This is a genomic window from Leisingera sp. ANG59, from assembly GCF_013317235.1.
Lineage (GTDB): Bacteria > Pseudomonadota > Alphaproteobacteria > Rhodobacterales > Rhodobacteraceae > Leisingera.
Map to the genome: position 1 here is coordinate 1 of NZ_WLCM01000050.1, position 26,256 is coordinate 26,256.

Here is a 26,256-nt window from a genome sequence, read left to right on the forward strand (position 1 = left end):
CAAAGGCAGGCGACGTCAAAAATCAGCATCAGACCCGGTCAAAAAACTATGGCTGAATTCGGATGTCGCAATCTTCGAACACCGCTACCCAACATTTACGGCCATCCTGATCACAGCAGACGGAGCTCTTTCCCCATAGGCCACACCCAGCCCCCGCGGCTTCCTCCCTGAGAGGTTTGTCAACGCGGGCCACAGCCAATCCACGCCGATACCGCGCGCAATGACCCGCGTCGAAAAACCTTCATCGAACCTGCCGCCCACTGCATGAAGCAGCAACGTCAGCTGCCTGCRTAAAGAGGACACAGGATGGCGTCTTGGCTGTGTTTGCAGCGAAAAACGCCCTGGCTTGGGTCAGAAATGCTTGACAATTGGGGTGGAAATGTTTGGCAGGTGAAGGCAATTTTTCCTTAAAAACATTCCGCATCGGGTTGGTTTTGCCTGACGGTTGACACTAAATTGTCGAATGCCAAGAAAAACTGACCTTTCTGTCAGATTGATGACCCAATTCCCATTTTCGGCTCGCGCGGCCCGTTTCGTTTGATCTGACCTCCTTCGGGAAAATCAGGGCTGAATTGCAGGTTCAGTCGGCGAAGCCGCCAGTTCCTGCTGATCTGCCACGTGGCGAACGCGGGTCAGCCTCACTCCGCTTCAGCGCCAACCCGACACTGGCGGTCCAGTTTATCACGCCGCTTTGTGGTTGCAGAGAAGGTCTGGTGTTAGCCCAAAGCCTCGGATGCGACGCCCAGTCCTAGCAGCAGGAATGCGCTGATAACAGCGCATGCTAGAGCCTGCAAAGCACGCTAGATTGTCATCTAAAGCCAAATTGAACGCCGCAATGCAGCTTTCGCAGTGCCGTCTTCGAGCTTTGCACAGCATATCCGAAATCGAACAACGTCACTCGTGGCTATTCGGGACGATTGCGGACGTTCTGAACAGGCCCGCTTACTGGACAGTTATTCGCCGCAAAAGCACCCGCATAGGCCGGTTTCCGGGGGTGTCAGGCTGCAAGTATTTCATTAGCCATAATGAAAAGATCAAAACCGATAGGGAATTCCGATTGTGCTCGATAAACTTGAGATGTTCATCGCGGTCGCCAGGGAAGAACATTTCGGACGCGCGGCGGCGGCGCTTGGTATTACCCAGCCAACGCTGTCTGCGGGTGTCAAACAGCTGGAGGACCAGCTTGGCGTGCAACTGATCTTCCGCGGGTCGCGCTATGGAGGGCTGACGCCGGAAGGGCAAAGCGCATTGATCTGGGCCAGGAAGATCGTGGGCGATACCCGGCAGCTGAAGGAAGAGATGCGGTTCACACGGCACGGCCTGACCGGGCAACTTCGGATTGCCGTTATCCCTACCGCGCTGACCTGGGCTGCACGGTTGACGGCAAGATTCAGCGAAAAGCACCCAAACGTACGGTTCACGATTCTGTCGCGGACCTCGGCTGAGATCCTCTCGATGATCGAGAATTTTTCTGTCGACGCCGGTATTTCCTATCTCGACAATGAACCGATGGGCAAGGTCAGCTCAGAGCCGCTCTACAGAGAGTATTACATGCTGGTGTGCCACCGGGAGTCTGTCTTTGCAGATCGGGATCAGGTTGGCTGGGCGGAGCTTGACGGGCAGAAGCTGTGCCTGCTGACACCGGACATGCAGAACCGGCGGATCATCGACAAGAATTTCCGTGAGTCAGGGGTCAGCCCTGAGGCCTGGATTGAGTCGAATTCGACCATTGTTCTGACCGTGAACGTGGAAGACGGCGGCTGGATGACCGTGCTTCCGGCGGATATGGCACGGTCTCTGGCAGCGGGAAAACCGCTGAAAATTATCCCGATGGGAGCGGTTGAAGCAGTCCATACAGTGGGACTGGTTGCCCCTTACAGGGAGCCGCATACCCCTGTTTTAAAGGCACTTCTGAGCGAAGCACGGCGGATGTCAGAAGCGGCTTGATAGGGATTCTCTATCGATCAACGAAACAGCGATATTGAAGTAACTATACACGCTCTGGTTTTTCTCAGGCAAATTGCCGGAGGCCAGCTATGCACTCAGAAACGCCAGCGCCGTCCGATCAGGACATGCGCGATATCATCTCGAACCATCTGCACCTTGAAGGGGCGCTCTTGCCCATTCTGCATGCGCTGCAGGATGCGTATGGGCAAATTCCCCAGTTTGCCACGCCGCTGATCGCCGATGCGCTGAACATTTCCAAGGCGGAAGTGCATGGGGTTATTAGCTTTTATCACGACTTCCGCGAAGTGCCTGCAGGCCGCCATGTGGTGAAGATCTGTCGCGCCGAGGCCTGCCAGGCGGTGGGCGGCAATGCGCTGGCCGAGGCCACGCTCGCCCGGCTGGGCATCGAATGGAACGGCACAACCAGAAATGGCGCCGTCACCGTTGAGCCGGTCTATTGCCTGGGCCTGTGCGCCTGCGGCCCGGCCGCAATGGTCGACGGCAAGGTTCTGGGCCGCGTCGATGAGGCCCGGATGGAGACATTGCTGGCGGAGGCCGGGGCATGAAGATCTACGTTCCCATGGACAGCGCCGCCAAGGCGCTAGGCGCCGATGAGGTGGCCGCGGCGATCACCGCTGAAGCCTCCGCCCGCGGTCTGGACATCGAACTGATCCGCAACGGCACCCGCGGCATGATCTGGCTGGAGCCGCTGGTGGAGATCGACCGCGGCAATGGCCGCGAGGGTTTCGGCCCGGTCACGGCCGCTGATGTCCCCGCGCTGCTGGAGGGCTCGCTGGCGGGTCTGGGAAAGGTGGAGGAAATCCCATTCTTTGCCAGGCAGACCCGGCTGACCTTTGCCCGCTGCGGCGTCACTGATCCCTTGAGCCTGGACAGCTACGAAGCCCACGGCGGCCTCGCCGGCCTGCGCAGCGCGGCGGGCATGAGCGGCGCGGAGATCGTCGATGAAGTCACCCGCTCCGGCCTGCGCGGCCGCGGCGGGGCAGGCTTCCCGACCGGCATCAAGTGGAACACGGTGCTGCAGGCGGAAGCGGATCAGAAGTATATCGTGTGCAACGCCGACGAGGGCGACAGCGGCACCTTTGCCGACCGGATGATCATGGAAGGCGACCCGTTTTGCCTGATCGAGGGCATGGCCATCGCGGGGCTTGGGGTAGGGGCCACCAAAGGGTTTGTCTACCTGCGTTCGGAATACCCCGACGCCATCCGGGTGATGCAGGAGGCCGTGCGCACCGCCCGCGCAAACGGTATTCTGGGGGACGATGTGCTGGGGTCGGGCCGCGCCTTTGACATGGAAATCCGCACTGGTGCAGGGGCCTATGTCTGCGGCGAGGAAACCTCTCTTCTGAACAGCCTTGAAGGCAAGCGCGGGGTGGTGCGGGCCAAGCCGCCGCTGCCGGCGCTGGAAGGCTTCCTGGGCAAGCCCACCGTGGTCAACAACGTGATCAGCCTCGCCACCGTGCCGGTGATCTTCGAGAAAGGCGCCGAGCATCACGCGGGTTTCGGCATCGGAAAATCGCGCGGCACCATCACCCTGCAGATCGCCGGGAACGTAAAGCACGGCGGGCTGTTCGAAACCGGTTTTGGCCTTACGCTGGGCGAGGTCGTGGACGAAATCGCAGGCGGCAGCGCCAGCGGCCGGCCGGTCAAGGCAGTGCAGGTCGGCGGCCCCTTGGGCGCCTACATGCCGCGCGAACGGTTCCACGCGCCGCTGGGCTATGAGGAATTCGGCGCCGAGGGCGGGCTGGTCGGCCATGCGGGCATCGTGGTGTTCGATGATACCGCCGACATGCTGCAGATGGCACGGTTCGCAATGGAGTTCTGCGCCGTCGAAAGCTGCGGCAAATGCACCCCATGCCGGATCGGCGCGGTGCGCGGTGTGGAAACCATCGACCGCATCGCTGCAGGCGATCCCAGCGCCATCCCGTTGCTGACCGACCTGTGCGAGACGATGACGGAAGGCTCGCTATGCGCGCTGGGGGGATTCACGCCTTACCCCGTCATGTCCGCGCTCACCCAATTCCCTGATGATTTCGCCACCGCAAAGGAGGCTGCGGAATGAAAGACCTGATTATCCCCTGGGACAGTGACCGCGACATGGGCACCCCCGTCCGTGAGGGCGCCCCGGTTTCTCTGACCATCGACGGGTTTGACGTCACCGTGCCTGAGGGCACCTCAGTCATGCGGGCAGCTGCTGAAGCGGGCTTCCAGATCCCCAAGCTCTGCGCCACTGACAGCCTCGAGGCTTTTGGCTCCTGCCGCCTTTGTGTGGTTGAGATCGAAGGCCGCCGCGGCGAGCCTGCCTCCTGTACCACGCCGGTTGCGCCGGGCATGGTGGTGCGCACCCAGTCGGAGAAGGTGAAGAAGATCCGCAAGGGCGTGATGGAGCTGTATATCTCCGACCACCCGCTGGACTGCCTCACCTGCGCCGCCAACGGCGATTGCGAACTGCAGGACATGGCGGGAGCCGTGGGCCTGCGCGACGTACGCTATGAGGCACCCGCAGAGGGCGGAATGGCAAACCATTTCGAGTCGCGTCAAAGTGGAGAGGTCAACCCGCAATACGTCCCTAAGGACGATAGCAATCCCTATTTCAGCTATGACCCGGCGAAATGCATCGTCTGCAACCGATGTGTGCGCGCCTGTGAAGAGGTGCAGGGCACCTTTGCCTTGACCATCGCGGGCCGCGGGTTTGAAAGCCGGGTCAGCGCCGGAACTGCGGCAGATAACTTCCTGTCCTCCGACTGCGTCAGCTGCGGTGCTTGCGTGCAGGCCTGCCCGACCGCGACCCTGCAGGAAAAATCGGTGATCGAACTGGGCACGCCCGAACGCTCTGTTATCACCACTTGCGCTTATTGCGGCGTGGGCTGCTCCTTCAAGGCGGAGCTGAACGGCGATGAGCTGGTTCGCATGGTGCCGTACAAACACGGCAAGGCCAACCGCGGCCATTCCTGCATCAAGGGGCGGTTTGCCTATGGTTATGCCAAGCACAAGGACCGCATCCTGAACCCGATGATCCGTGACACCATCGACGAGCCGTGGCGCGAAGTCTCCTGGGAGGAGGCGCTTGGATTCGCAGCCAACCGGATGCGCGGCCTGCAGGAGCAGTACGGCAAGAAGTCTATTGGCGTGATTACCTCCAGCCGCTGCACCAACGAGGAAACTTTCCTGGTGCAGAAACTGGCCCGCGGGGTGTTCGGCAACAACAACACCGACACCTGCGCCCGGGTCTGCCATTCGCCCACCGGCTACGGACTAGGTCAGACCTTCGGCACCTCGGCGGGCACCCAGGATTTCGACTCGGTCGAACATACCGATGTAGTGATCGTGATTGGCGCCAACCCGACCGACGGCCACCCGGTCTTTGCCAGCCGCCTGAAGAAACGGCTGCGCGCCGGGGCTGAGCTTATCGTGATCGACCCGCGACGAACCAACCTGGTGAAGTCGCCGCATATCCAGGCCGCGCACCATCTGGCCCTGCGCCCCGGCACCAATGTGGCGGTGGTGACGGCGTTGTCGCATGTGATTGTGACCGAAGGGCTGATGGACCAGGATTTCATCCGCACCCGCTGCGACTGGGACGAGTTTCAGGTCTATGCCGAGTTTGTCTCCGACCCGCGCCACAGCCCGGAAGCAACTGAACTGCTGACTGGTGTGCCGGCCGCAGAACTACGCGCCGCAGCCCGGCTGTTTGCCACCGGCGGCAACGGGGCGATTTATTATGGCCTCGGCGTGACCGAACACAGCCAGGGTTCGACCACGGTGATGGGCATCGCCAACCTTGCGATGCTGACCGGCAACATCGGCCGCAAAGGCGTGGGCGTGAACCCGCTGCGCGGCCAGAACAACGTGCAGGGCTCCTGCGACATGGGCTCTTTCCCGCATGAGCTTCCGGGCTACCGGCATGTGAAACTGCCCGAGGTGCGCGCGGTCTTCGAACAGGCATGGGGTGTCGAAATCGACCCGGAGCCAGGACTGCGCATTCCCAACATGCTGGACGCGGCAGTCGAAGGCAGCTTCAAGGGGCTTTACTGCCAGGGCGAAGACATCCTGCAGTCAGACCCGGACACCAAACACGTTGCAGCCGGCCTTGCAGCCATGGAATGCGTTATCGTCCATGACCTGTTCCTGAACGAAACCGCCAACTACGCGCATGTGTTCCTGCCCGGCTCCACCTTCCTGGAAAAGGACGGCACTTTCACCAACGCAGAACGCCGCATCAACCGCGTGCGCAAGGTGATGGCACCGATGAGCGGTTACGCCGACTGGGAGGTGACCCAGTTGCTGGCCAACGCGATGGGGGCGGGCTGGACCTATACCCACCCGTCTCAGATCATGGACGAGATCGCTGCGACCACCCCCTCCTTCGCCGGCGTCGACTACACGCTGCTGGAGGAAAAGGGATCGGTCCAGTGGCCCTGCAACGAGGCACACCCCGACGGCACGCCGCTAATGCATGTGGACGGCTTCGTCCGCGGCAAGGGACGCTTCATCGTCACCGAATATGTGGCGACGGACGAAAAGACCGGGCCGCGTTTTCCGCTGCTTCTGACAACGGGCCGTATCCTCAGCCAGTACAACGTGGGTGCCCAGACGCGGCGCACTGGGAACGTGGTCTGGCATGACCAGGATCTTCTGGAGATCCACCCCCATGATGCCGAGGTCCGCGGGGTGAAACAAGGCGACTGGATCAAGCTGGCCTCGCGTTCAGGCGAAACCACCTTGCGGGCCGAGCTTACCGACCGGGTAAGCCCCGGTGTGGTCTACACCACCTTCCACCACCCGGATACGCAGGCCAACGTCATCACCACCGATTTCTCGGACTGGGCCACCAATTGCCCGGAATACAAGGTGACAGCGGTGCAAGTGAGCCTGTCGAATGGTCCCACCGACTGGCAAGCGGATTATGCATCCCAGGCCAAGCGGTCGCGGCGCATACTGCCTGCGGCGGAGTAATATTATGATGCTCTGCTCCAGCCAAAGCCTGCCTGGCCTGTCTGTCCAGTGCGACGGGCAGCACCCGGTGCTGCGCAGCCTCCCCGAAGAGCTGCCGGTTGCGATGGTGTTCGAAGGCAGCACCCAGGGGGTCATGATGGCGACGCCTCAGGATATCGAGGACTTCGCCATCGGCTTCGCCCTCAGCGAGGGCTATATCCGGCATCCGGGCGAAATCCGCGAATTTGAAGCCGCCGAGCATGGCGGCGGCATCGAGGCCCGGTTCTGGCTGCCTCCGGAGCGCGCCGCGGCACTGAAGGCGCGGCGCCGGGCGATGATGGGTCCGGTGGGTTGCGGGCTTTGCGGGGTCGACAGCCTGGACCAGGCCCTGCGTCCGTTGCCGGTGCTGCCTTCGGGCGGCCCGGAATTCACTGCCGGTGAAGTCAGCCGGGCGGCGGATGACCTGCGCAGCCACCAGCCCCTGCACGATCAGACCCATGCCACCCACGCGGCAGGGTTCCTGCAGCCGGGTCAAGGTATTGTCCTGGCGCGGGAGGACGTTGGGCGCCACAATGCGCTGGACAAGCTGATCGGGGCGCTGGCCCGAGCCGGAACGGACCCGGCGTCTGGTGCCTTTGTGCTGACCAGCCGGGTTTCGGTTGAGATGGTCCAGAAAACCGTGATGGCGGGCGTCCGTAGTCTGATAGCGGTCTCAGCCCCAACCGCCCATGCCCTGCGCTTGGCCCAGGGGGCAAACCTGACGCTCGCCGCCTTTGCCCGCGGTGGCGGCTTTGACCTTTATTCCTGCCCTGAGCGGATCACTTACGGAGAGAAACATGTCGCCTGAGAAAATGGTGATGATGGCCAATCAGATTGCCACCTTCTTTAAAACCCAGCCTGGCAGCGGCCAGGCCGAAAATGTGGCGGCCCACATCAACGACTTCTGGGAACCGCGGATGCGTGGCCAGCTGATCGGCTATGCCGCCACCGGGGCAACGGGCCTGGACCCTCTGGTGCAATCGGCAATCTGCTCGGTCCGGGCGCCCGCGGATGTGTAGATCTGTCGCGCCTCTCCTGACCGGTCCTTCCCGCAGCGGGGCACAAAATGCAGCCCGCTGCGGCACGGGCGCCGGGATTTAACGGCTTCTTCACGCTACGGCCGACACATTGCGCCCGGCCGGCAGCGGCGCTGCCCCTGTTCTCTCGACAAAGCAATGGAAAGCGACAATAGTCCAATACCGCCCCCACAGAAGAGCGGCAGGTATGACAGATACAGATATGGCAAGGCTGGCCGACCCGCTCGGGCAAGCAAGTATTCTCATCGTGGACGATGAGCCGGGCATGCGGAATTTCCTGGTGAAAACCCTGCGCCCGCTGTGCCAGCTGGTGGATGAGGCCGAGAACACCGAAGCCGCTGCCGCGCTGCTCAATACCCGGCAATATGACGTGATGATCCTCGACAACATCATGCCCGGCCAGAAAGGGCTGGACTGGCTGGAGGAGCAGCGGCGGGAGGGCGGTTTCACGGACACCATCCTGATTACCGCCTATGCCGATCTGCAAACGGCGATTGACGCGCTGCGGGCCGGGGCGTCGGATTTCGTATTGAAGCCCTTCCGCTCCAACCAGATCCTCAATGCTCTGCGCCGCTGCATCGAGGCGGCCCGGCTGAAGCGCGAGAACATGCTGTTGCGGCGGGAGCTGGAAGCAACCGGTGTAGGGCGCCGGCGCCGCCGCGAGCTGGTTGGAGCGTCTCCTGCCGTCAGCCAGGTGCGCGATCTGCTGGACCGGGTGGCACAGGTTTCCACGCCGGTGCTGATCACCGGTGCCTCCGGCACCGGCAAGGAGGTTGCCGCACGCCACCTGCACGCGCGCTCCAGCCGCGCCGGGGCGCCTTTCGTGCCGGTGCAATGCGGCGCCATTCCGGCGGATGTCATCGAATACGAGCTGTTCGGCCATGCTCCCGGCGCCTTCCCGGGTGCGCCTGCGGGCCGCGAAGGCCTGCTGGCGTCGGCGCAGGGCGGCACCGTTTTCCTCGATGAAATCGGTGAGCTCAGCCCCTCGGCGCAGAACGCGCTGCTGAGGGTGCTGGAGGACGGGCGCATCCGTCCGATCGGCACGGAGCGGACGCTGCAGCTCGATGTCCGCTTCGTGATGAGCTCCAGCCGTGCGCTGGACGAGGCGGTGGCCGCGGGGCATTTCCGCGAGGACCTGCTGTTCCGCATCAACGTGATCGAAGTGGCAATGCCGCCGTTGCGCGAACGCGGCACCGACATTGTCGAGCTTGCCGGGTTGTTCCTGGCCGAAATCGCTGCCCAATTGCAGCTGCCGCCGCTGGAGCTGTCCGCCAGCGTCAAATCCGCCCTGCTGCGCCATGACTGGCCGGGCAACATCCGCGAGCTGCGGAACTTCGTTGAACGCTCCTTGATCTTCGGCAGCTTTTCCCTGGACACGCTGGCCCCGGCCCGTCCCGCTGCCGACATCCTGCCGCTGGAGGAGGTCGAGCGCCGCGAGATCCTGCACGCGCTGGAAGCGGCCGGCGGCAACCGCAGCGAAGCGGCGCGGCGGCTGGGTGTCTCGCGCAAGACCATTGACCGCAAATGCGCGGCCTGGGGGCTCTGAGCCGTGCGCAGGCTGCGTTCGCTCATGCGGTCGGTCCGGGTCCGGCTGCTGCTGATCGCATTGCTGCCGATGCTGGTGCTGATGCCGCTGCTGCTGGGCATTGCCACATGGCGCTGGTCGGAAAAGACCGACGGCCTTCTGATCAGCAAGGTGAACGGCGACCTGACCATCGCCGACCAGTATCTGGCCAGGCTGACCGCCACCTCGGGCGAGCTGCTGGATGCGGTGGCGCAATCGGTCCGGTTCCGCAGCGCGCTTGCGGCGGGCCGCTCCGCGGATTTCCTGGCCCAGGAACAGGCCCGGCTCGGCCTCGATTTCCTCTATCTCGCCGGACCCGATGGCCGGGCCGGTTTCACACCCGCTGACTGGCCTGTCATCGGCGGCGCGCTGCAGGGGCAGTGGCAGAGCGCAGTCGACATTCTGGACGCCGCCCAGCTTGACACGCTGGCCCCCGGCCTTGCCGCCCGCGCGGCCATCCCGCTGGTGGAGACCGAAGCGGCTGTGCCCACGGACCGCACCGCCGAGACCCGCGGCATGATCATCCACTCCGCGGCCCCGGTGGCCCTGCCGGACGGCCGGAAGGCGGTTCTGGTGGGCGGGCGGCTGCTGAACCGCAACCTGGACTTCATCGACACCATCAACGCGCTGGTCTACCGCGAGCAAAGCCTGCCGGAGGGCAGCCAGGGCACCGCCACGCTGTTTCTGGAGGACGTGCGGATCTCCACCAATGTGCGGCTGTTCGAAAACGTGCGTGCGCTCGGCACCCGGGTCTCGGCCGAGGTGCGCGGCCAGGTGCTGGGGCGCGGTGACGTCTGGCTGGACCGGGCTTTCGTTGTGAACGACTGGTACATCTCCGCCTATGAGCCGATCCTGGACAGCCGCGGCAACCGGGCCGGAATGCTCTATGTCGGCTTTCTGGAAACCCCGTTCCGCCAGGCCAAGCGCAGCACGGTGCTGACGCTCGGCGGGGCCTTCCTGCTGATCGCCGCGATGTCGGTGCCGATTTTCCTGCGGTGGGCCGGGCGCATCTTCCGCCCGCTGGAGGGCATGACCCAGACCATCGCCCGGGTCGAACAGGGGGATCTGGCCGCCCGCAACCAGCCGCAGGAGGACGGCGGCGAGATTGCCCGCGTGGCGGCGCATCTGGACAGCCTGCTGGACCAGGTGCAGGAGCGCGACCGGCAATTGCGCGGCTGGGGGGAAAGCCTGGAGGCCAAGGTCGAGGAGCGCACCGCGGACCTGCGCGAGGCAAACCGGCGGCTGGAGCGGACCACCGAACGGCTGATCGTCTCGGAGAAACTCGCGGCGGTCGGCGAAATCACCGCCTCCGTCGCGCATGAGATCAACAACCCGGTGGCGGTGATCCAGGGCAACCTGGACCTGGCCCGGACGGTGCTGGGCAGCCATGCGGAGCCGGTCGAGGAGGAATTCCGGCTGATCGACGATCAGGTCTACCGCATCGGCGTGATCGTCTCCAAGCTGCTTCAATTCGCCCGGCCCGAGGAATACTCCGGCGCTTCCGGGCTGATTTCTCCGGCCGAGGTGGTGGCCGACTGCCTGGTTCTGACCCGCCATCAGATCGAGGCCACCGGGATCGAAGCAGAGGCGCATCTGGCCAGTGCCGGCCAGGTCCGGATGTCGCGCACGGAATTGCAGCAGGTGATCGTCAATCTCGTCCTGAATGCGGTGCAGGCAATGCCCGGCGGCGGCCGGCTCACCCTGACCGCCGAGGATGCCCCGGACGGGGTGCTGCTGACCGCAGAGGATACCGGCACCGGCATCCCGGCGGACCTGCTGAACCGCATCTTCGATCCGTTCTTCACCACCAAGCAGGCGCAGGGAACCGGGCTGGGATTGTCGATCAGCCATCAGCTGGTGAGTCGCGCCGGCGGCCGCATCACCGTGCAGTCAGAACCCGGGCAGGGCAGCCGGTTCGAAATTTTTCTGCCCGCGGCTGCTGCAGCCTGATCCGGACAAATTGGCGCGAAATCGCAGGCCCCGACTCCCGGGTGCGGACAGAATGTCCCGCAACCGTCTGCAGATGTCTGGAAGGGCAGACAAATATTCACGATAAGCCATTGTTATTGCTAAATTATTTATTTGACAGCTGGGTCATCTCTCCGCCTTTGTCAAGCTACGGCACATTGCCGCGGGCCATTCGGGGCGGCCGCAATAGGAGGTTGCAGCCGCCGGAACAGCACTAGGGAGGATACCACATGAGTACGCCATCATCCGGCGGGCTGAGCTTTCTGCACAAGGACCACATCACCGCCAAACCCGGCTTCAACCGCTGGCGGGTTCCGCCGGCATCCATCGCCATCCACCTCTGCATCGGCTCGGTTTATGCCTGGTCGGTGTTCAACCCGCCGCTCACACGCGAGCTGGGGGTGGTGGCCTCCAGCGCCGATGACTGGAGCCTCGGCTCTGTTGTCTGGATCTTTTCGGTCGCCATCGTCTTCCTCGGGCTGGCCGCCGCATTTGCCGGCAAATGGCTGGAGGAAGTCGGCCCGCGCATGGTGGGCGTTGTGGCAGCGCTGCTGTGGGGCGGCGGCTTCATTGTCGGCTCGTTCGGCATTTCCAGCCATCAGCTGTGGCTGGTCTATCTGGGCTACGGCGTGCTCGGCGGCTGCGGGCTGGGGCTGGGCTATGTCTCGCCGGTCTCGACCCTCATCCGCTGGTTTCCAGACCGGCGCGGCATGGCCACCGGCATGGCCATCATGGGCTTTGGCGGCGGCGCGATGATCGCCGCGCCGGTCAAGGGCTGGCTGCTGGATTTCTATGAAACCGCGCCCACCTATCTGGGCGCCAGGGATGCGGTGCAGACCGTGGTCGAAAACGGCCGGGTCTTTGCCGAAACCGCACAGGGCAAAATCGAGGTGGTGATCGCCAGCGCCGCGCAGGCTGCCGAGTTCGGCGGCGAGGCCGGCGCCTATGCGGTAGGCACCGGCAATACCGGCGCAGCACAGACATTCATGACCCTGGGCATCGTGTATTTTGTGGTGATGATCCTGGCCGCCTTCCAGTACCGGGTCCCGGCCAAGAACTGGAAACCCGAAGGCTGGCAGCCGAAACCCGCCGCGTCGGGACTGGTGACGCAGAACGACGTGCATATCGACCAGGCGCTGAAGACGCCGCAGTTCTGGCAGCTGTGGGTGATGCTGTGCTTCAACGTCACCGCAGGCATCGGCGTGATCGGTGTCGCCAAGACGATGATGTCCGAGATCTTCGGCTCGGTGATGCCGCTGGTGGCGACAGCCGCCTTCGCCTCGACCTATGTGCTGATGATTTCGGTCTTCAACATGGTCGGGCGGTTCTTCTGGGCGTCCGCCTCGGATTACATCGGGCGCAAGGCAACCTACATGTGCTTCTTCGTGCTGGGCACAGTGCTCTACCTGTCGATCCCGTATTTCGCCTCTGCCGCTGCGGCCAACCCGTCGCTGGTCTATCTGATGGGCTTCTACCTGGCGACGATGCTGATCTTCTCGATGTACGGCGGCGGATTTGCCACGATCCCGGCTTATCTTGCCGACATGTTCGGGACCATGCATGTCGGCGGCATCCACGGCCGTCTGCTGACCGCCTGGTCGACCGCGGGCGTGCTGGGGCCGCTGGCCATCACCTCGCTGCGGCAGATGTCGGTGAACAGCGCGGTCCAGGACCTGGCCGCCAAAGTCGATCCGGCCGCCTTTGCCGCGAAATTCGGCGCGCCTGTTGCGCAGCTGGACCAGCTGGTAGCGGCCAAGACCGTGACGATTGCCAAGCTGATGGAGATCGCACCGGCGGGCACCGTGGATCCGACGCCCAGCCTTTACAATACAACGATGTATTGCATGGCGGCGCTGCTGGCGGTGGCCTTCTTTGCCAACCTCTTCATGCGTCCGGTGAAAGAGCACCACCACCACGATGAACCGGAGCTGCAAGCTGTTCCGGGAGAATAAAGATGCCAGCTGGGGCGCGGCGCGCCCCGGCTTGTGACCCGCATTCAAGACAACAAATTTCCAAGCAGAACTTCAAACTTCTGCCGACGCACCCGGAAACTCAGCAAACATTGCGCGGGCACCAAACCTGCGCCTGGCTATCCACAAAGCGGTATCCGTTACGAACTGCAGCGCGTAGCTATCTCCGAATTGCCGCTCGCCGATTCTCTGGACAGAAATAGGGCTATTGCAGAAGGCATTAGCTACTCGTCCGCACAACTCAGGAGCTAAGTTGCATTGGGTTTATTGCCGTCATTGCCCTGAGTAGTTGAAGCGGGTGCTTTGTCCGGCTGATCCGACCTTCACCATGCCTTTGGCTTCGCACCTGCAGCGAACTGCCGGTTCGGAGAATTAGCATTGCCGCGCCTGACTCGGCGGTGAACGTCCGCAATGGGCAGACCTTTCTCGCGCGCTTTTGCTGCAGCCGCGAAATGCTGCAACTGCCTGCTCGGTAATTTGGGCTCAAACTGGCTGTTCGCCGCTAGCTCGACGAATGACTGCTTCGGGCTGAGGCTGTGTGAAAACTCCGGATGCTGTATGCTTTTCGGCAACGACCGGAGGCAGGCACGTCGGGATATATCGAGGGTACTGACCGCAGCCAGGTGACACTTTTCCCGGCCCGGCTGGAAGACTGGATAGACGAGGATAATCCGGTCCGCGTGATTGACCTCTACGTGGACGAGATTGCTCTTGGGGAGATCGGTTTCCTGCGGACGGCGCCGGCGCAGACAGGACGGCCCGGCTATCACCCTTCGGTCCTGCTGAAGCTGTTCATCTATGGCTATCTGAACCGCGTCCCTTCGAGCCGTGCCCTGGAGCGGGAGGCTGGGCGCAATGTCGAGGTGATGTGGCTGACGGGTCGGCTTGTCCCGGACCACAAGACGATCGCCGGCTTTCGGCGCGAGTTCGAAGGATCAGGAATTGATCCGGGGGATCAATTTCCCTGAGAACGGCCCTGCGATCCGGCGGACCTGTGCAGAGTTCGTCGAACTCTGTCGCCGGATCGGGGTGCTGAAGGGGGATTGTGTTGCCATCGGTGGCTCCAAGTTCAAGGCGGTGAATAATCGCGACAAGAACTTCACCAAAGGCAAGATCGCCAGCCGCACCGCCCATCTGGTCGCGAGCATCGAGCGCTACCTTGAAGAAATGGTCCGGATCGACCGTCAGGAAGAGGGCGAGGCCCGGGCCGGGAAGATCGCCAACCTGGCGCAACGCTGCGAGCGCATCCGGCAGGAGATCGAGCGCCTGGCGGATATGGGCGAGGCGCTCAGGGAGAGCCCGGACAGGCAGATCTCCCTGACGGATCCGGATGCCCGCTCCATGGCCGCCAGCGCCAAAGGCAGCGGTCTTGTGGGCTACAACGCCCAATCCGCAGTGGATACCGAGACCCATCTGATTGTCGCGCATGACGTGATCAATGCCGGGCATGACCGTGAACAGCTGTCGCCGATGGCCAAGGCGGCGAAGGCCGCTCTCGGACGCGACGAAATGAGCGCGGTCGCTGACAAGGGCTATTTCAGCGGCCGGGAAATTCCGGCCTGTCACGAGGCTGGCATCACCACAACCCTCCCCCGGCCCGAGACTTCGGGCAACCGCAAGAAGGGCATGTATGTGAAGGCCGACTTTGCCTATGACGCGGATGCGGATAACGCATATATCGAAGCGTTCAACAGCCGCCTTAGACAGGAATGCTTGAACGCCTCATGGTTCCTGTCGATGGACGACGCCCGAAAGCGGATCAACGAATGGAGAGCCGATTACAATGAAGCCAGGCCGCATTCCTCGCTGGGGAAGTTGACGCCGAGCGAGTTTGCGGCCCAACTGAACGAAACCCGAAAGGTCGCATGAAGCCCGGGCCAAAAATGGGGTGAGCTCCAGTGCGGATTTCTACAACAATCAAACCGGACCACTCAGGTGGGGCTGATCAGAGCAGGGAAGTACAAGCGGCAGCTCTATGGCCTGAACTCTGCGAACCGGCTGCTTGAGTGCATCAAATTGGTCTTGCGCTCCTGTGCGGGGGTGACGCCATAGAACTTGCGGTAATGCAGCGTCAGGGACGAGGAACTTGCATACCCAACTGCATTGGCAATGCTGGCAATGCTTTCCCATGAATAACGTATCATCTGCCGTGCCGCCTTCAGGCGCTGGCGGCGGTAGTATTCGCCCGGGCTAAGGCCTGTAGCGGTGCGGAAACTGCGCTCCAGTTGCCGTGGAGAGATGCCCACAATGCGGGCAACTTCGCGTATACCGACAGGAGTTTCGATGTTCCCGGAAAAGATAGACATCGCCTGTTTGACCGCTGGCGGCATCTGGTCGACGGTGCGGCCGGTTTGCAGAACCGGAACTTTCTGCCGGGAGCTGCCGCTGCGGATGGAGGGGTGCTGAAACAGGCAGGCAACCTCATTCATTGCCGCCTCGCCCAATGCTTGGCAGATCAGTTCCAAGCAGAAGTCGAACATCGCCGAATCTCCGGAAACCGTGTGAACAACACCGTCGCGCACGGCCAGCCTGTCCTCCGCCGTGCAATCCGGAAAGGCAGTTTCAAAGGCAGTTCGGTAGCACCAGTGGACAGCGCAGCGCCGACCGGACAGAACTCCGCTTCGGGCCAGCGGAAAGACACCACCCGACACCCCGCCGAGCGTGACGCCGTGGCGGGCCAAGTAGCGCAACCGGCCGGGGCTTAAGACCGGGTCTTCAAATTCCGCTTCCGGGCCGGACAGCAGAAACAGGCAGTCCAGCCCATCAGTGTCTGCCAGGCTGGAGTCTGCGGCAAACTGCATGCCTGCGGAAGCCGCAGTCTGCGCGCCGGTCTCAGTCACCAGGGCCCAGGAGAACACCTGGTGCCCAGCGATTTCATTGGCAGCCCGAAGGGGCTCCACGGCTGCGGTCAGGCAAGCCATCGGAAAACCGGGGAACAACAGGAAGCCGATGCGGCGGAGCGGGGCGGGGCCGAAGTTGCTGGAGTAAATGGTCATGGCGTTACTCCAGCCCCAGCGCTTCTTTTTTGGACCGCGCCCATGTGGTCACCAGGTGGTCCACCATCAGCCCCATAAAGGCGACGGCCAGCCCCAGCACCAGGCCTTTGCCCACATCGGTTGAGGACAGCGCCCGCTGCATTTCCTGGCCCAGATCCTGGGTGCCGATGAAGGCGGCGATGATTACCATGAACAGCGAGAACATCACCGATTGGTTGACCCCGACCATGATGGTCGGCAGCGCCATCGGCAACCGCACTTTCCACAGGGTCTGCATCCGGGTGGCACCGGACATGTCGGCAGCTTCGATCAGTGTTCCCGGCACCTGCCGCAGCCCTTCGATGGTGTAGCGCACCAGGGGCACGGCGGCGAAGAGGACCACGGCGCCGATCACCGCCACGTCGTTCACGCCGAACAGCATGACCACAGGGATCAGGTAGATAAAGCTGGGGAAGGTTTGCAGCGTATCGCAGATCAGCAGCGCGATGCTTGCGCGCTTCTCGTTGAAGGAGCCCCAAACCCCCAGCGGGAAGCCCATCACCGCGGCGATACAGACGGCGACGACCACGGTGTAGACGGTGATCATGGCGCGGTCCCACCACCCGGAGATGGCGATTAGGCCGAAGAAGGCCAGGCACACCAGCGCTGAGCGCGCGCCCCCGATAGCCCAGCCGGCCGCCGCCAACAGCGCCAGCACGGCGGCATAGGGCATCCATAGAAAGGCATCGCGGATCGGGATCAGCACCCAGGTGATCAGGAACCAGCGCAGCCATTGGGTGACCGGGTCGATCAGCACGATGAACCAGTCCGCAACCGCATCAATCGGCTTGGAAATCGTGAAGGCATCCCGGCGGCCGATCTGGTCCATCAGCGGGATGAATTGTGCCAGCACCAGGCAGGACAGCGACAGGCCCGCGCCGATCAGCAGGAACTTGTTGCGGACGGCAATGGAGGTGCCCTTCTCGAAATGCTCGGGCTGTTTGGTCGCCCAGGCCTTGGTGCAGCGGTCGAGCATGACGGCCAGCAGAACGATGGTGATGCCGATCTCGACGGAGCGGCCGATCTTCAGGGCCTGCAGCAGTTGCAGCAGTTTTTGGCCAAGGCCCGGCATGCCGATGAAGCTGGCCAGAACCACCATGGCGAGGCATTGCATGATGACCTGGTTGACACCAACCAGGATCTCGGTCCGCGCTGTTGGAATGCGCACATGTCGCAAAAGCTGCCAGCGTGTGGAGCCGCACATATGGCCGCTTTCGATCACCTCGTGCGGGACCTTGCGCAAGCCGAGCAGCGACATGCGGATCATCGGCGGCACCGAGAAGATGATGGTGACAATCGCGCCTGCCTTGGGGCCGACGCCGATGAAGACTACGACCGGGATCATATAGGCGAAATGCGGCAGGCTTTGCGCGATGTTGAGGATCGGGTTCAGGATCCGTTCGAAAGTCTTGGAACGCCACGCGAGGATGCCCATAACCAGTCCGAACAGGATCGAGAAGGGGGCTGCGACGACGATAACCGAGAGGGTTTCCATCGCCCACTTCCATTGTCCCATAACGGCGATCCAGACAAAGGTGCCGCCAGTCAGCAGCGACAGCCGCCATCCCTGCAGGGCATAGCCGATGACAAAGCCGATGCTGGCAACCGCGGTCCAGGGAATAGGGCCGATGCGGGGCCAGCGGTTCTTGCCATAAAGCAGGTTGGCGGTCACATCGAGCAGCCATTCTACCCCATCTGCAAAGGTGCGGGTCAGGTAAAGAAGACCCAGATCATCGCGAACAAAAACAAAGATCGCGTTTATCCAATCTGCGAAAGGCAGGATCAGCCACTCCGGCGGACGCACCAGCCCTGCGGGCAGAATAGAATTGCCGAGTGCCAGCAGGCAGGCGGCCGCGAAGATAATCCAGCCCGTCCTCGCCCGTGTCCAGGTCTGGGGCTTGCCCGCGAGTATCATCGTCTGGTCTGTCATGATCCTTCTCCTAGCAACACGTCGAGTGCTTTCTGCCGGTTCATGGCGCCGACCAGGGCGCCCGCATTGTTGGCCACGGGAAGGAAGTCGCGGCTGTCATTGACCAGTAGCCGCGCGAGTTCGGAAATCGTCTGCTTGTCGCCGACCGGTGCGCCTGTCAGGCTGTGGCCGTTCACCTCGCGCGCCAGAACCCCGGCATGCACGACACGGGATTTCTCGATTTCCTCGGTGAATTTGGCGACGTATTCCGTGGCCGGGTTCAGCACGATTTGGTCGGGGGTATCGCATTGCTCGACTACACCGTCCTTCATGATGGCGATGCGGTCCGCGAGGCGCAGCGCCTCGTCAAAGTCGTGGGTGATGAAGACGATGGTCTTGCCCAGCATTTCCTGCAGGCGCAGGAATTCGTCCTGCATCTCGCGGCGGATCAGCGGGTCAAGTGCAGAAAAAGGTTCGTCCAGAAACCAGATGTCAGGTTCAATCGCCAGGCTACGGGCGATACCGACGCGCTGCTGCTGGCCACCGGACAGTTCCCGCGGGAAGTAGTCCTCGCGGCCCGAGAGGCCGACCAGTTCAATCACTTCCAGCGCGCGGGCGCGGCGTTCGTGGCGGTCCTGGCCGCGCATTTCCAGCGGGAAGGCGACGTTGTCCAGAACCGTGCGGTGCGGCAGCAGGCCGAAGCTCTGGAACACCATGCCCATTTTGTTGCGGCGCAAGTCGATCAGCTCTTTCTCGGACATTTCGCCGATATTCTGGCCTTCGACCCGGACCTTGCCGCCGGTGATGTCGATGAGCCGGGACAGGCAGCGCACAAAGGTCGATTTACCGGAGCCGGACAGCCCCATGATCACCAGCATCTCACCCTTGGCGATGTCCAGCGATACATCCCGGACCGCCGCGATGTAACCGGCCTGGCGGATTTCATCAAAACCCGGGTTGCCGGTCAGCGACTTCAGGTACTGTTCCGGATTGGCGCCAAACAGCTTCCAGACGTTCTTGCAGGAAATGACGGGGGTGGCGGCGGTCATGGGTCTACTTTCATTTGCATGGGCGCCGGGGCAGTGGACTGCCCCGGCACACAGGAGGAAGGTGAGGGGCTTATTCGGTCCAGGGCTTCCAGACGTCTTCGTTTGCTTCCAGCCATTCGGCTGCGGCGTCCTCCGGCTCCATCTCGTCAATGTCGACCAGCTTGGCCATTTCAGCGATCTGCGGGTTGGTGAAACTGATCTCGGTCAGCGTCTCATATGCCGCGGGCCATTTGTCCTTCATGCCATCCCAGGCGGCCTTCTTAAGGTAGCCGTTTGCCGGGTTGCCACAGTCATAGGTAGCGTCCGGATTGGGGCCGACAGACGGGTCCTTGTCGCAGCCGTCCTCCCAGGCAGGAAATTCGACAAATTCGCCCGGCCAGACGGCTTCGGCAAAGTTCGGAGTCCAGTTGAAGATCACCACCGGTTTCTTGGTCTTTTCTGCCGCGGCGACTTCAGCCCACAGAGCTGATGCGGAGCCCGCATTCACCACTGTGAAGTTCATGTCCAGTGCTTCGACACGCTCGGCGTCATGCTTGAGCCAGTCCACGGGACCGCCAAGGAAACGCCCCTTGTCCCCGGTTTCCGGTGTGGCAAAGGCGGCAGCGCAGTCATTCAGGGCTTCCCAGCTCGGCAGTCCCGGACAGGCTTCTTTGGTCCAGGCGGGATACCACCAGTCTTCGCGGGTGACAGCGTTGTGGTCACCCGCATCATGCAGACCGCCTTTGGCCAGCGCTTCCTTGAAGGACTTGCCGAAAGCGCCTTCCCAAACCTCCAGTTCGAGCGTCACATCGCCTAGGCGCACCGATTCATAAACCGCCTGGCTGTCGGTCGATACATATTCGACGTTGTTGCCCATCGACTCGAAGATCTGGCCGACAACGTGGCTCATCACGATCTGGCTGGACCAGTTGTGGACCGGGATTATGATCGGGTCCGAGGAGTCCTCTGCCATTGCCATCGGGGCCGCCATAGTCATGGCCGCTGCGCTGGCCAATAGGTATTGCCGGTATTTCATGTGTGTCTCCCTGTTGTCGCAGCCCGGGTCCTGATGGCCTGAGCCTTTGTCGCGGTGTGAAAGCCAGGCTTTCGGGAGAGGAAGCTAGGCAGCAGATGTGAACAGGTCAGCCCGGCGGGATGAATGAGCTGGTCAGTTTTGTTAAAATTTGTTAACCGATAGGAAAAATACCTAGGGGGTACCGCATTCATGGCGCATATTCTGATCATCGAGGATGAGCCGGTCACCCGAGCGACACTTGCGAGTTACCTGGATGCGCAAGGGTATAGTGTCTCACAGGTCGAGACTGCGGAAGAAGCTGAGAAAATCCTGGAGGAGCAGGATGTTGATCTGCTTCTGGTCGACATCAACCTGCCTGGCAAGGACGGGCTGCAGATCACCCGCGAACAGCGTGCCAAGTCCGAGATAGGGATCATTCTGGTAACCGGCCGGGATGATGAGATCGACCGGATCGTCGGGCTGGAGCTTGGCGCGGATGATTATGTCTGCAAGCCCTTCAACCGGCGCGAACTGCTGGCACGTCTCAAGAATCTGCTGCGGCGGACACAGGATATCCGGCGGCTGTCCCGCCGGATCTACAAGTTCGGGAAGTTCCAGTTCGACGTGGCTGCGCGGCATCTGCAAACAGCGCAGGGCGACAGCATTCCACTGACCCGCGCAGAATTCGAGGTGTTGGATATGCTGGTCAGCCGGGCTGGCGAGGTCGCATCTCGCGACGCGCTGATGGGCCGCGTGACCCACCGGCAATACGGCGCGAACCCAAGGACCGTGGATGTTCTGATACGGCGGTTGCGCGGCAAGCTGGAGGAAGACCCTGCGCACCCGCGTATTATTATGACGGTGCATGGCGAGGGATATGTCTTCACTGCGCCTTTGTGCTGAGCCCCTCGAATTCGCGCAAAACTTCCGATACCGCGCTCAGAACACGCGGCATCAAGCTTATAAGGTCCTGGACCAGTTGCTTAGCGCGATTGCGTTTCTTCTGGGCGGCGCAGCTCTCCAGTTCTGCAAGCAACTCAGCAAGGTCATTCTGGCCAAACGTGCCAGCCGCTCCCTTGGCACGGTGTGCCGTTTTGGCCATATCGCCCATATCCTGCTCTGCCAAGGCGGCCTCGATCCTGGAAACGCTCTGCGGCAGCTCCTTCAGAAACAGCCGGGCGATGTCCAACGCTTGAGCTTCCCCCAGATCCTGAATGTTCCCGCGGAACAGGCGGCGCAGGCCCGCAATACGCCCCGCAGTATCTGTTGTGGCTTGGCGCGCCGACAGATACACCTCCCCGTGGCGCCCTTCACTTACGCTCGCCAGTGCTTTGGCCAGCCGTTCCGGCGAGACTGGCTTGGCGACAAACCCGTTCATGCCAGCCTGCAAATGCGATTCGATCTGGTCTTCCTGCACATGTGCGGATATGCCGATCACCGGCAGCTCGGCCAGCCTTGGATCAGAATGCGCGCGCAGTCGGCGGGTTGCCTCGGTGCCGCTAACCCCTGGCAGGTTCACATCCATCAGAACAAGATCAAACTGGCTTTGCGGCAGCAGCTCAAGCGCTTGTTCCGCGCCGGAGACGCAAACGCAGCTATGCCCCATGCGTTCAAGATACCCTTGAGCGACCATCTGGTTGATTTCATTATCTTCCACCACCAAAATGGACAAGCTGACCTCGGCCGGGCCAAGTGCTGTTTCGCTTTCCCTGGGTGCCAGATCATCAGGATTCCCGGCTTCCAATTCAACCGAAAGCGAAAAGACCGAGCCTACATTCTTTGTGCTTTCCAGCGACAGCCGCGCACCGATTGCCTGGGCGAAGCGCTTGCTGACCGCGAGTCCCAAGCCAGTGCCGCCGAACCGGCGCGCCGTATCGTGGTCTTCCTGTTCGAATGCCTCGAAAACCCGGGATATTGCGTCAGCTGACACGCCTTTTCCGGTGTCACTGACTTCGAATGTCACCGAATGGCGGCCTGTACCTGAACAAGCTGCACGCACCCGCAGGATAACCTCGCCTTCATCAGTGAACTTCAGCGCATTGGACAAAAGATTGAAAAGGATCTGGCGCAGCTTCGCGATGTCGCCGATCACCGCGTCAGGCAAGTTTTCAGGCGCATCCAGCCACAGGTGGATACCTTTCTCGTCAGCACTGGGGCGCATGAGAACAACGATTCCGCTGACCAGTTCGCGAAGTGAGAAAGTCACATTTTCAGGTGTCAGTCCGCCGCTTTCGATCTTTGAGTAATCCAGGATATCATTCAAAATTTTCAGCAGGTTCTGACCCGAAGCGAGGGCCGCCCGCAGCCGCTCCATCTGCCGGGGGGTAAGGTCGTCGTCGGAAAGGCTGCGCAGCATCCCAAGGACGCCATTCATCGGTGTGCGGATTTCGTGGCTCATCATGGCCAGAAATTCGGATTTTGCGAGGTCGGCGGCTTCGGCTTTTTGCCGTGCCTGGTCGTGCGCCTCAACTTCGTGCCGCAGCCGCTCGGTCTGTTCCTCGACCATGTTCTGCAGGTTGTTCCGGTGTTCCCGCAGCTCACGCTCATTGCGGTCCCGCTGCCGTTCCAGTGCGTTTTTCTCGATAGCCTGCTGGCGAAAGACCTCGACGGCTTCTTCCATACGGGCGATTTCGTCCCGGCCCTTTGGCCGCACCTCACGGTCCAGTTGGCCGCGCATTAGGGCGGCCATGGTGCGGGCAAGCCGGTTCAGCCTCCGGGTCACATGCCCGCGCACAAAGAACCAAACGACGGCGAGTGACAGAAGCAGGCCGGCAGCCGCTGCGAAACCGTTTCTTAGTTGCGCCCGGCGCATTTCTTTCACTGCCTGGTTGCCTGAGCTTAGGGCCTTTGCCTGCGCCTGGTCGGCTACGGTTGCAGCTTCGCGGCCCAGGCGGAGGGCAGTATCCTGAAGTTCCTGTTTCAGTGCGGTGATCCGGGTCCCGGTTGCCAATATTTGGTTTCTAAGCGCGAACAAACTTGGGTCTCCGCCGGTAGCCGACCAGAGCAGTGCGACATAGGCTTCCGCTTGCTGACGCCGCCCCGGATCCCTGATMGCCTTGACCCTGCGCGCCACGATAGACAGGCGGTCGATGAGAACAGTTTCGATTTCATCCAGTTCGGTTCCGCCCTGCGCTTCATCGATGCGGTTGATCAGAAGGCCTATTTCAGCGGTCTGCGAGCGCAGTTCGAACATCAGGCCAAGTTGGAACAGATCGACTTCTATCAGCTTGTCCAGCGTATCGGTGCGCGCCTCTTCTTCCAGGCGGGATTCCGGCGGATTGTAAAGACTCGATATCACCGCTGTCGTGCCCATTTCCGCATTTGCAACCAGCGTGTCGGCCATACCCAGAAGATCATTCGCCGCTGCAAGATTTCTCTCGGTGAGTGCTTTGAATGCGCCATGAAGAGCGATGCGGGTTTCAACCAGCCCGTTCAATTCATTCAGTGCATTACCCGCATCTGTCACCGTTGCGCGCAACTGAGCTGTGCCCGAACTTTCTTCGGGGTTAAGCGTGTCAATCCGCCGTGTCAGGGCGCCGATCTGGTCTAGCAGGAAATCGGCGCGGTTTTCACGCTCGGCTTGCGTTTCGACCTCTGCAAGCTCCGGTGCGATGGCAATGATGCGGGTGCTTTCTTCTGCCATGCCGCGCACCTCGGCAATGGCAGGGATTGTCTGACTGATGACTTCGGTTTGGCGGCTTGCAAGCACCCGCAGCTCGATCACCCCTAAAACTCCCGCAAAGGTGGGCAGACCGGCGATTACGATGAACGCCAGGCTTAGTTTTCCGCCTAATCCGAAGTTCCTGAACATTTCTAGACTTTCGCGCGGACCAGAGAATTTCGCAATTTTCAATTTTCCTGTTTGCCGCCGCACGGTTATCTTCAGCGGCAGGAAAGGTCAGGCATGCGCTTCATCTGGTTCATTTTTCAGGCGGTCTTTTGCTCCGGCGCTGCAGCGGAAAGCTGGCGCCTGCAGGTTCCCCGGATACCGTTCGATTATAACAGCGGGTATGAAACCGTTGATTACCAGCCGCTGGCCAAAGCAGCGCAGCCCTGGCAGCTTTGCGTTGCTTATCCGCATCTGAAAGATGCCTATTGGCTGAGCGTCAATTACGGCATGGTGACAGAGGCGCGCCGGCTGGGTGTGTCCTTCAAGCTAGTCGAGGCGGGCGGCTATCCGAATTTGAAGCGCCAGATCGAGCAGGCTGAAAGCTGCATTGCCGAAGGTGCAGATGCCTTTGTGGTCGGAACCGTGTCTTATGCAGGCCTCAGCACCACGGTGGAGCGTATTTCGGCTTCCATCCCAGTCATTGCCGCGGTTAACGACATTGCCGACACGGGGATCACGGCAAAAGTTGGCGTCTCTTGGACGGAAATGGGAGCCGTCGCAGCCCGCATAGTTGCTGAGCGCCATCCCGAAGGGGCGCCCCCGGTAAAGGTCGCCTGGTTTCCCGGCCCGGCAGAAGCTGGCTGGGTGGAGTTTGTAGAACAGGGCTTTCGTGCAGCCCTGGCTAACAGTGCTGCCGAGGTTGTGGTGACCAAATACGGCGACACCGGCAGGGAAATTCAAGTCCGGCTGGTCGAGGAAGCGTTGGATGAGGTGCCCGATCTCKACTTCATCGTTGGCTCCGCGCCAACGGCGGAAGCGGCGGTGTCGGTGCTGCGCGCCCGTGGCCTGCAGGATCAGGTTCAAATCGTTTCAGATTATATGACGCACGCCGTCTATCGCGGTGTTCTCAGAAACCGGATCATCGCTACCCCCACGGACCTGCCAGTGCTGCAGGGCCGCTTGGCCATAGAAATGGCTGTGCGCGCGATCGAAAGGCAGCTGCAGTTTCTACATCTTGGTCCAGAGATCCAAATCTTCGACCAGCAGTCTCAAAACCCCAATATCCTTGAAATGTCATTGGCACCCGCGGCATTTGCTCCGGTATTCGAGCTCCAGATTCGCAAGTAGGTTCCAAATTCATTAATTTGAGGCACCAGATCATCGCGACGCCCCAATGGCAGCTCTTCGGGTGCTTTCGGCTGGGTTCCAGTGTCCGGATAGGATTGTCCCTTCTCGCGCGTTTTTTACGGCGCAGGCAAAATGCTGCATCTGCTTGGCTGGTAAAGTGGGCTCAGACCGGCCCAATGCATCCGCGGTTTTTCCMAAAGAACACGCAACCGGACAACGGCCATTCAAACCGCCAGTAAAATTCAGGTGTCAGCGCGGTGCTGATGCCTGGGCTTGGAGGGAGGATTGGAGGGCAAACTATGCCGAGAGTCCAACTTCCCGCTGTCACCCCGAAACGAAGAGCCTTGAACAAGGGCCGGATCATCGGCCAGAAACGACCACTGCTACCGAAACAGGTCTGGGCAATCCGCGCGCGCCTCGAACTGGCGGGAAACCTGCGCGATCTTGCGCTGTTCAACGTGGCGATTGGTAGCAAACTTCGCGGATGCGATTTGGTTAAACTGGCCGTCACAGACTTGGTGAGGGATGATCGCGTTCGCGAAAGGGTGTCCGTGATCCAGAGCAAAACCAAGCGACCCGTTCATTTCGTAACCGCCCGATTTGAACCGCCTGCTCGTGTGTGCCGGAGATTGCTAAGAGACGTCCATAAAGACGTCTTTAATGACGTCTCCTACAGGGAGGGAGGCAGCTGTGCGGGGCGAAATTCTTGGCTTGGAGCGTCGGCGCCGCTGGAGTGACGACGAGAAGTTGGCGATTGTGCTTTCGGTCGGGGAGAACGGCGCGACCGTGTCGCAGGTCGCACAGCGCCACGAGATCAGGCGGCAGCAGATCTAT

General features: G+C 61.7%; 19 protein-coding genes and 1 pseudogene. 15 read left to right on the forward strand and 5 right to left on the reverse strand.

Annotation, left to right across the window (positions count from 1 at the left end):
* The first annotated feature begins 1,059 nt into the window (after positions 1 to 1,059).
* The 11 genes from GKC28_RS23115 (at position 1,060) to GKC28_RS26580 (ending at position 15,347) form a co-directional block, all read left to right on the forward strand.
* The gene (locus GKC28_RS23115) at positions 1,060 to 1,947 is read left to right on the forward strand and encodes a LysR family transcriptional regulator (RefSeq protein ID WP_174149330.1); all 888 of its coding nucleotides are present in this window, start codon (positions 1,060 to 1,062) and stop codon (positions 1,945 to 1,947) included.
* Between the two features lie 89 nt (positions 1,948 to 2,036).
* Complete coding sequence (locus tag GKC28_RS23120) at positions 2,037 to 2,513, forward strand: formate dehydrogenase subunit gamma (RefSeq protein WP_174149331.1); 477 nt, start codon at positions 2,037 to 2,039, stop codon at positions 2,511 to 2,513.
* A complete protein-coding gene (locus tag GKC28_RS23125) occupies positions 2,510 to 4,027 on the forward strand; it encodes an NADH-quinone oxidoreductase subunit NuoF (protein WP_174149332.1) in 1,518 nt (505 codons plus the stop codon). Before GKC28_RS23120 ends, GKC28_RS23125 begins: the two co-directional genes overlap by 4 nt.
* Positions 4,024 to 6,921, forward strand: a complete 2,898-nt coding sequence (gene fdhF / locus GKC28_RS23130; RefSeq protein ID WP_174149333.1) for a formate dehydrogenase subunit alpha — start codon at positions 4,024 to 4,026, stop codon at positions 6,919 to 6,921. The genes GKC28_RS23125 and fdhF overlap by 4 nt, the downstream gene beginning before the upstream one ends.
* A gap of 7 nt (positions 6,922 to 6,928) precedes the next feature.
* Complete coding sequence (gene fdhD / locus GKC28_RS23135; protein WP_174149346.1) at positions 6,929 to 7,747, forward strand: formate dehydrogenase accessory sulfurtransferase FdhD; 819 nt, start codon at positions 6,929 to 6,931, stop codon at positions 7,745 to 7,747.
* Complete coding sequence (locus tag GKC28_RS23140; RefSeq protein ID WP_174149334.1) at positions 7,737 to 7,958, forward strand: formate dehydrogenase subunit delta; 222 nt, start codon at positions 7,737 to 7,739, stop codon at positions 7,956 to 7,958. The genes fdhD and GKC28_RS23140 overlap by 11 nt, the downstream gene beginning before the upstream one ends.
* Before the next feature lie 205 nt (positions 7,959 to 8,163).
* Positions 8,164 to 9,522, forward strand: a complete 1,359-nt coding sequence (locus GKC28_RS23145; protein ID WP_174149335.1) for a sigma-54 dependent transcriptional regulator — start codon at positions 8,164 to 8,166, stop codon at positions 9,520 to 9,522.
* Between the two features lie 24 nt (positions 9,523 to 9,546).
* A complete protein-coding gene (locus tag GKC28_RS23150; protein WP_174149336.1) occupies positions 9,547 to 11,490 on the forward strand; it encodes an ATP-binding protein in 1,944 nt (647 codons plus the stop codon).
* A gap of 248 nt (positions 11,491 to 11,738) precedes the next feature.
* Positions 11,739 to 13,460, forward strand: a complete 1,722-nt coding sequence (locus GKC28_RS23155; protein ID WP_174149337.1) for an OFA family MFS transporter — start codon at positions 11,739 to 11,741, stop codon at positions 13,458 to 13,460.
* A gap of 569 nt (positions 13,461 to 14,029) precedes the next feature.
* On the forward strand, positions 14,030 to 14,446 hold the full coding sequence (locus tag GKC28_RS26575) for a transposase (protein WP_174149338.1): 417 nt from the start codon (positions 14,030 to 14,032) through the stop codon (positions 14,444 to 14,446).
* A gap of 373 nt (positions 14,447 to 14,819) precedes the next feature.
* Positions 14,820 to 15,347 (forward strand): integrase core domain-containing protein, encoded by a 528-nt coding sequence (locus tag GKC28_RS26580; protein ID WP_254604372.1) that lies wholly within the window; start codon positions 14,820 to 14,822, stop codon positions 15,345 to 15,347.
* Between the two features lie 104 nt (positions 15,348 to 15,451).
* Here the strand turns inward: GKC28_RS26580 and GKC28_RS23170 are convergent, their stop codons facing one another.
* The 4 genes from GKC28_RS23170 to GKC28_RS23185 all read right to left on the reverse strand — a co-directional run bounded on the left by GKC28_RS23170 (position 15,452) and on the right by GKC28_RS23185 (position 20,486).
* Positions 15,452 to 16,474: a GlxA family transcriptional regulator gene (locus GKC28_RS23170; RefSeq protein WP_174149340.1), complete on the reverse strand. Its 1,023-nt coding sequence runs from the start codon at positions 16,472 to 16,474 to the stop codon at positions 15,452 to 15,454.
* A gap of 4 nt (positions 16,475 to 16,478) precedes the next feature.
* Positions 16,479 to 18,443 carry a proline/glycine betaine ABC transporter permease gene (locus GKC28_RS23175; RefSeq protein ID WP_174149341.1) on the reverse strand — a complete coding sequence of 655 codons (1,965 nt, stop codon included), beginning with the start codon at positions 18,441 to 18,443 and terminating at the stop codon, positions 16,479 to 16,481.
* The gene (locus GKC28_RS23180; protein WP_174149342.1) at positions 18,440 to 19,471 is read right to left on the reverse strand and encodes a glycine betaine/L-proline ABC transporter ATP-binding protein; all 1,032 of its coding nucleotides are present in this window, start codon (positions 19,469 to 19,471) and stop codon (positions 18,440 to 18,442) included. The genes GKC28_RS23175 and GKC28_RS23180 overlap by 4 nt, the downstream gene beginning before the upstream one ends.
* 70 nt (positions 19,472 to 19,541) lie before the next feature.
* The gene (locus GKC28_RS23185; RefSeq protein WP_174149343.1) at positions 19,542 to 20,486 is read right to left on the reverse strand and encodes an ABC transporter substrate-binding protein; all 945 of its coding nucleotides are present in this window, start codon (positions 20,484 to 20,486) and stop codon (positions 19,542 to 19,544) included.
* 189 nt (positions 20,487 to 20,675) lie between these two features.
* Between GKC28_RS23185 and GKC28_RS23190 the strand changes: the two genes are divergently transcribed.
* The gene (locus GKC28_RS23190) at positions 20,676 to 21,368 is read left to right on the forward strand and encodes a response regulator (protein WP_174149344.1); all 693 of its coding nucleotides are present in this window, start codon (positions 20,676 to 20,678) and stop codon (positions 21,366 to 21,368) included.
* Here the strand turns inward: GKC28_RS23190 and GKC28_RS23195 are convergent.
* The gene (locus GKC28_RS23195; protein WP_254604371.1) at positions 21,349 to 24,318 is read right to left on the reverse strand and encodes a response regulator; all 2,970 of its coding nucleotides are present in this window, start codon (positions 24,316 to 24,318) and stop codon (positions 21,349 to 21,351) included. The genes GKC28_RS23190 and GKC28_RS23195 overlap by 20 nt on opposite strands.
* A gap of 51 nt (positions 24,319 to 24,369) precedes the next feature.
* On the opposite strand from GKC28_RS23195, the gene torT reads away from it, so the two are divergent.
* From torT to GKC28_RS26945, 3 genes and pseudogenes are all read left to right on the forward strand, one after another.
* Positions 24,370 to 25,422: a TMAO reductase system periplasmic protein TorT gene (torT, locus tag GKC28_RS23200; RefSeq protein WP_174149345.1), complete on the forward strand. Its 1,053-nt coding sequence runs from the start codon at positions 24,370 to 24,372 to the stop codon at positions 25,420 to 25,422.
* A gap of 299 nt (positions 25,423 to 25,721) precedes the next feature.
* A pseudogene (locus GKC28_RS26585) lies at positions 25,722 to 26,003 on the forward strand (integrase); the annotation flags it as partial.
* A gap of 79 nt (positions 26,004 to 26,082) precedes the next feature.
* Positions 26,083 to 26,256, forward strand: a 174-nt coding sequence (locus tag GKC28_RS26945; RefSeq protein WP_217434166.1) for a transposase, incomplete at its 3' end; no start/stop codon positions are given.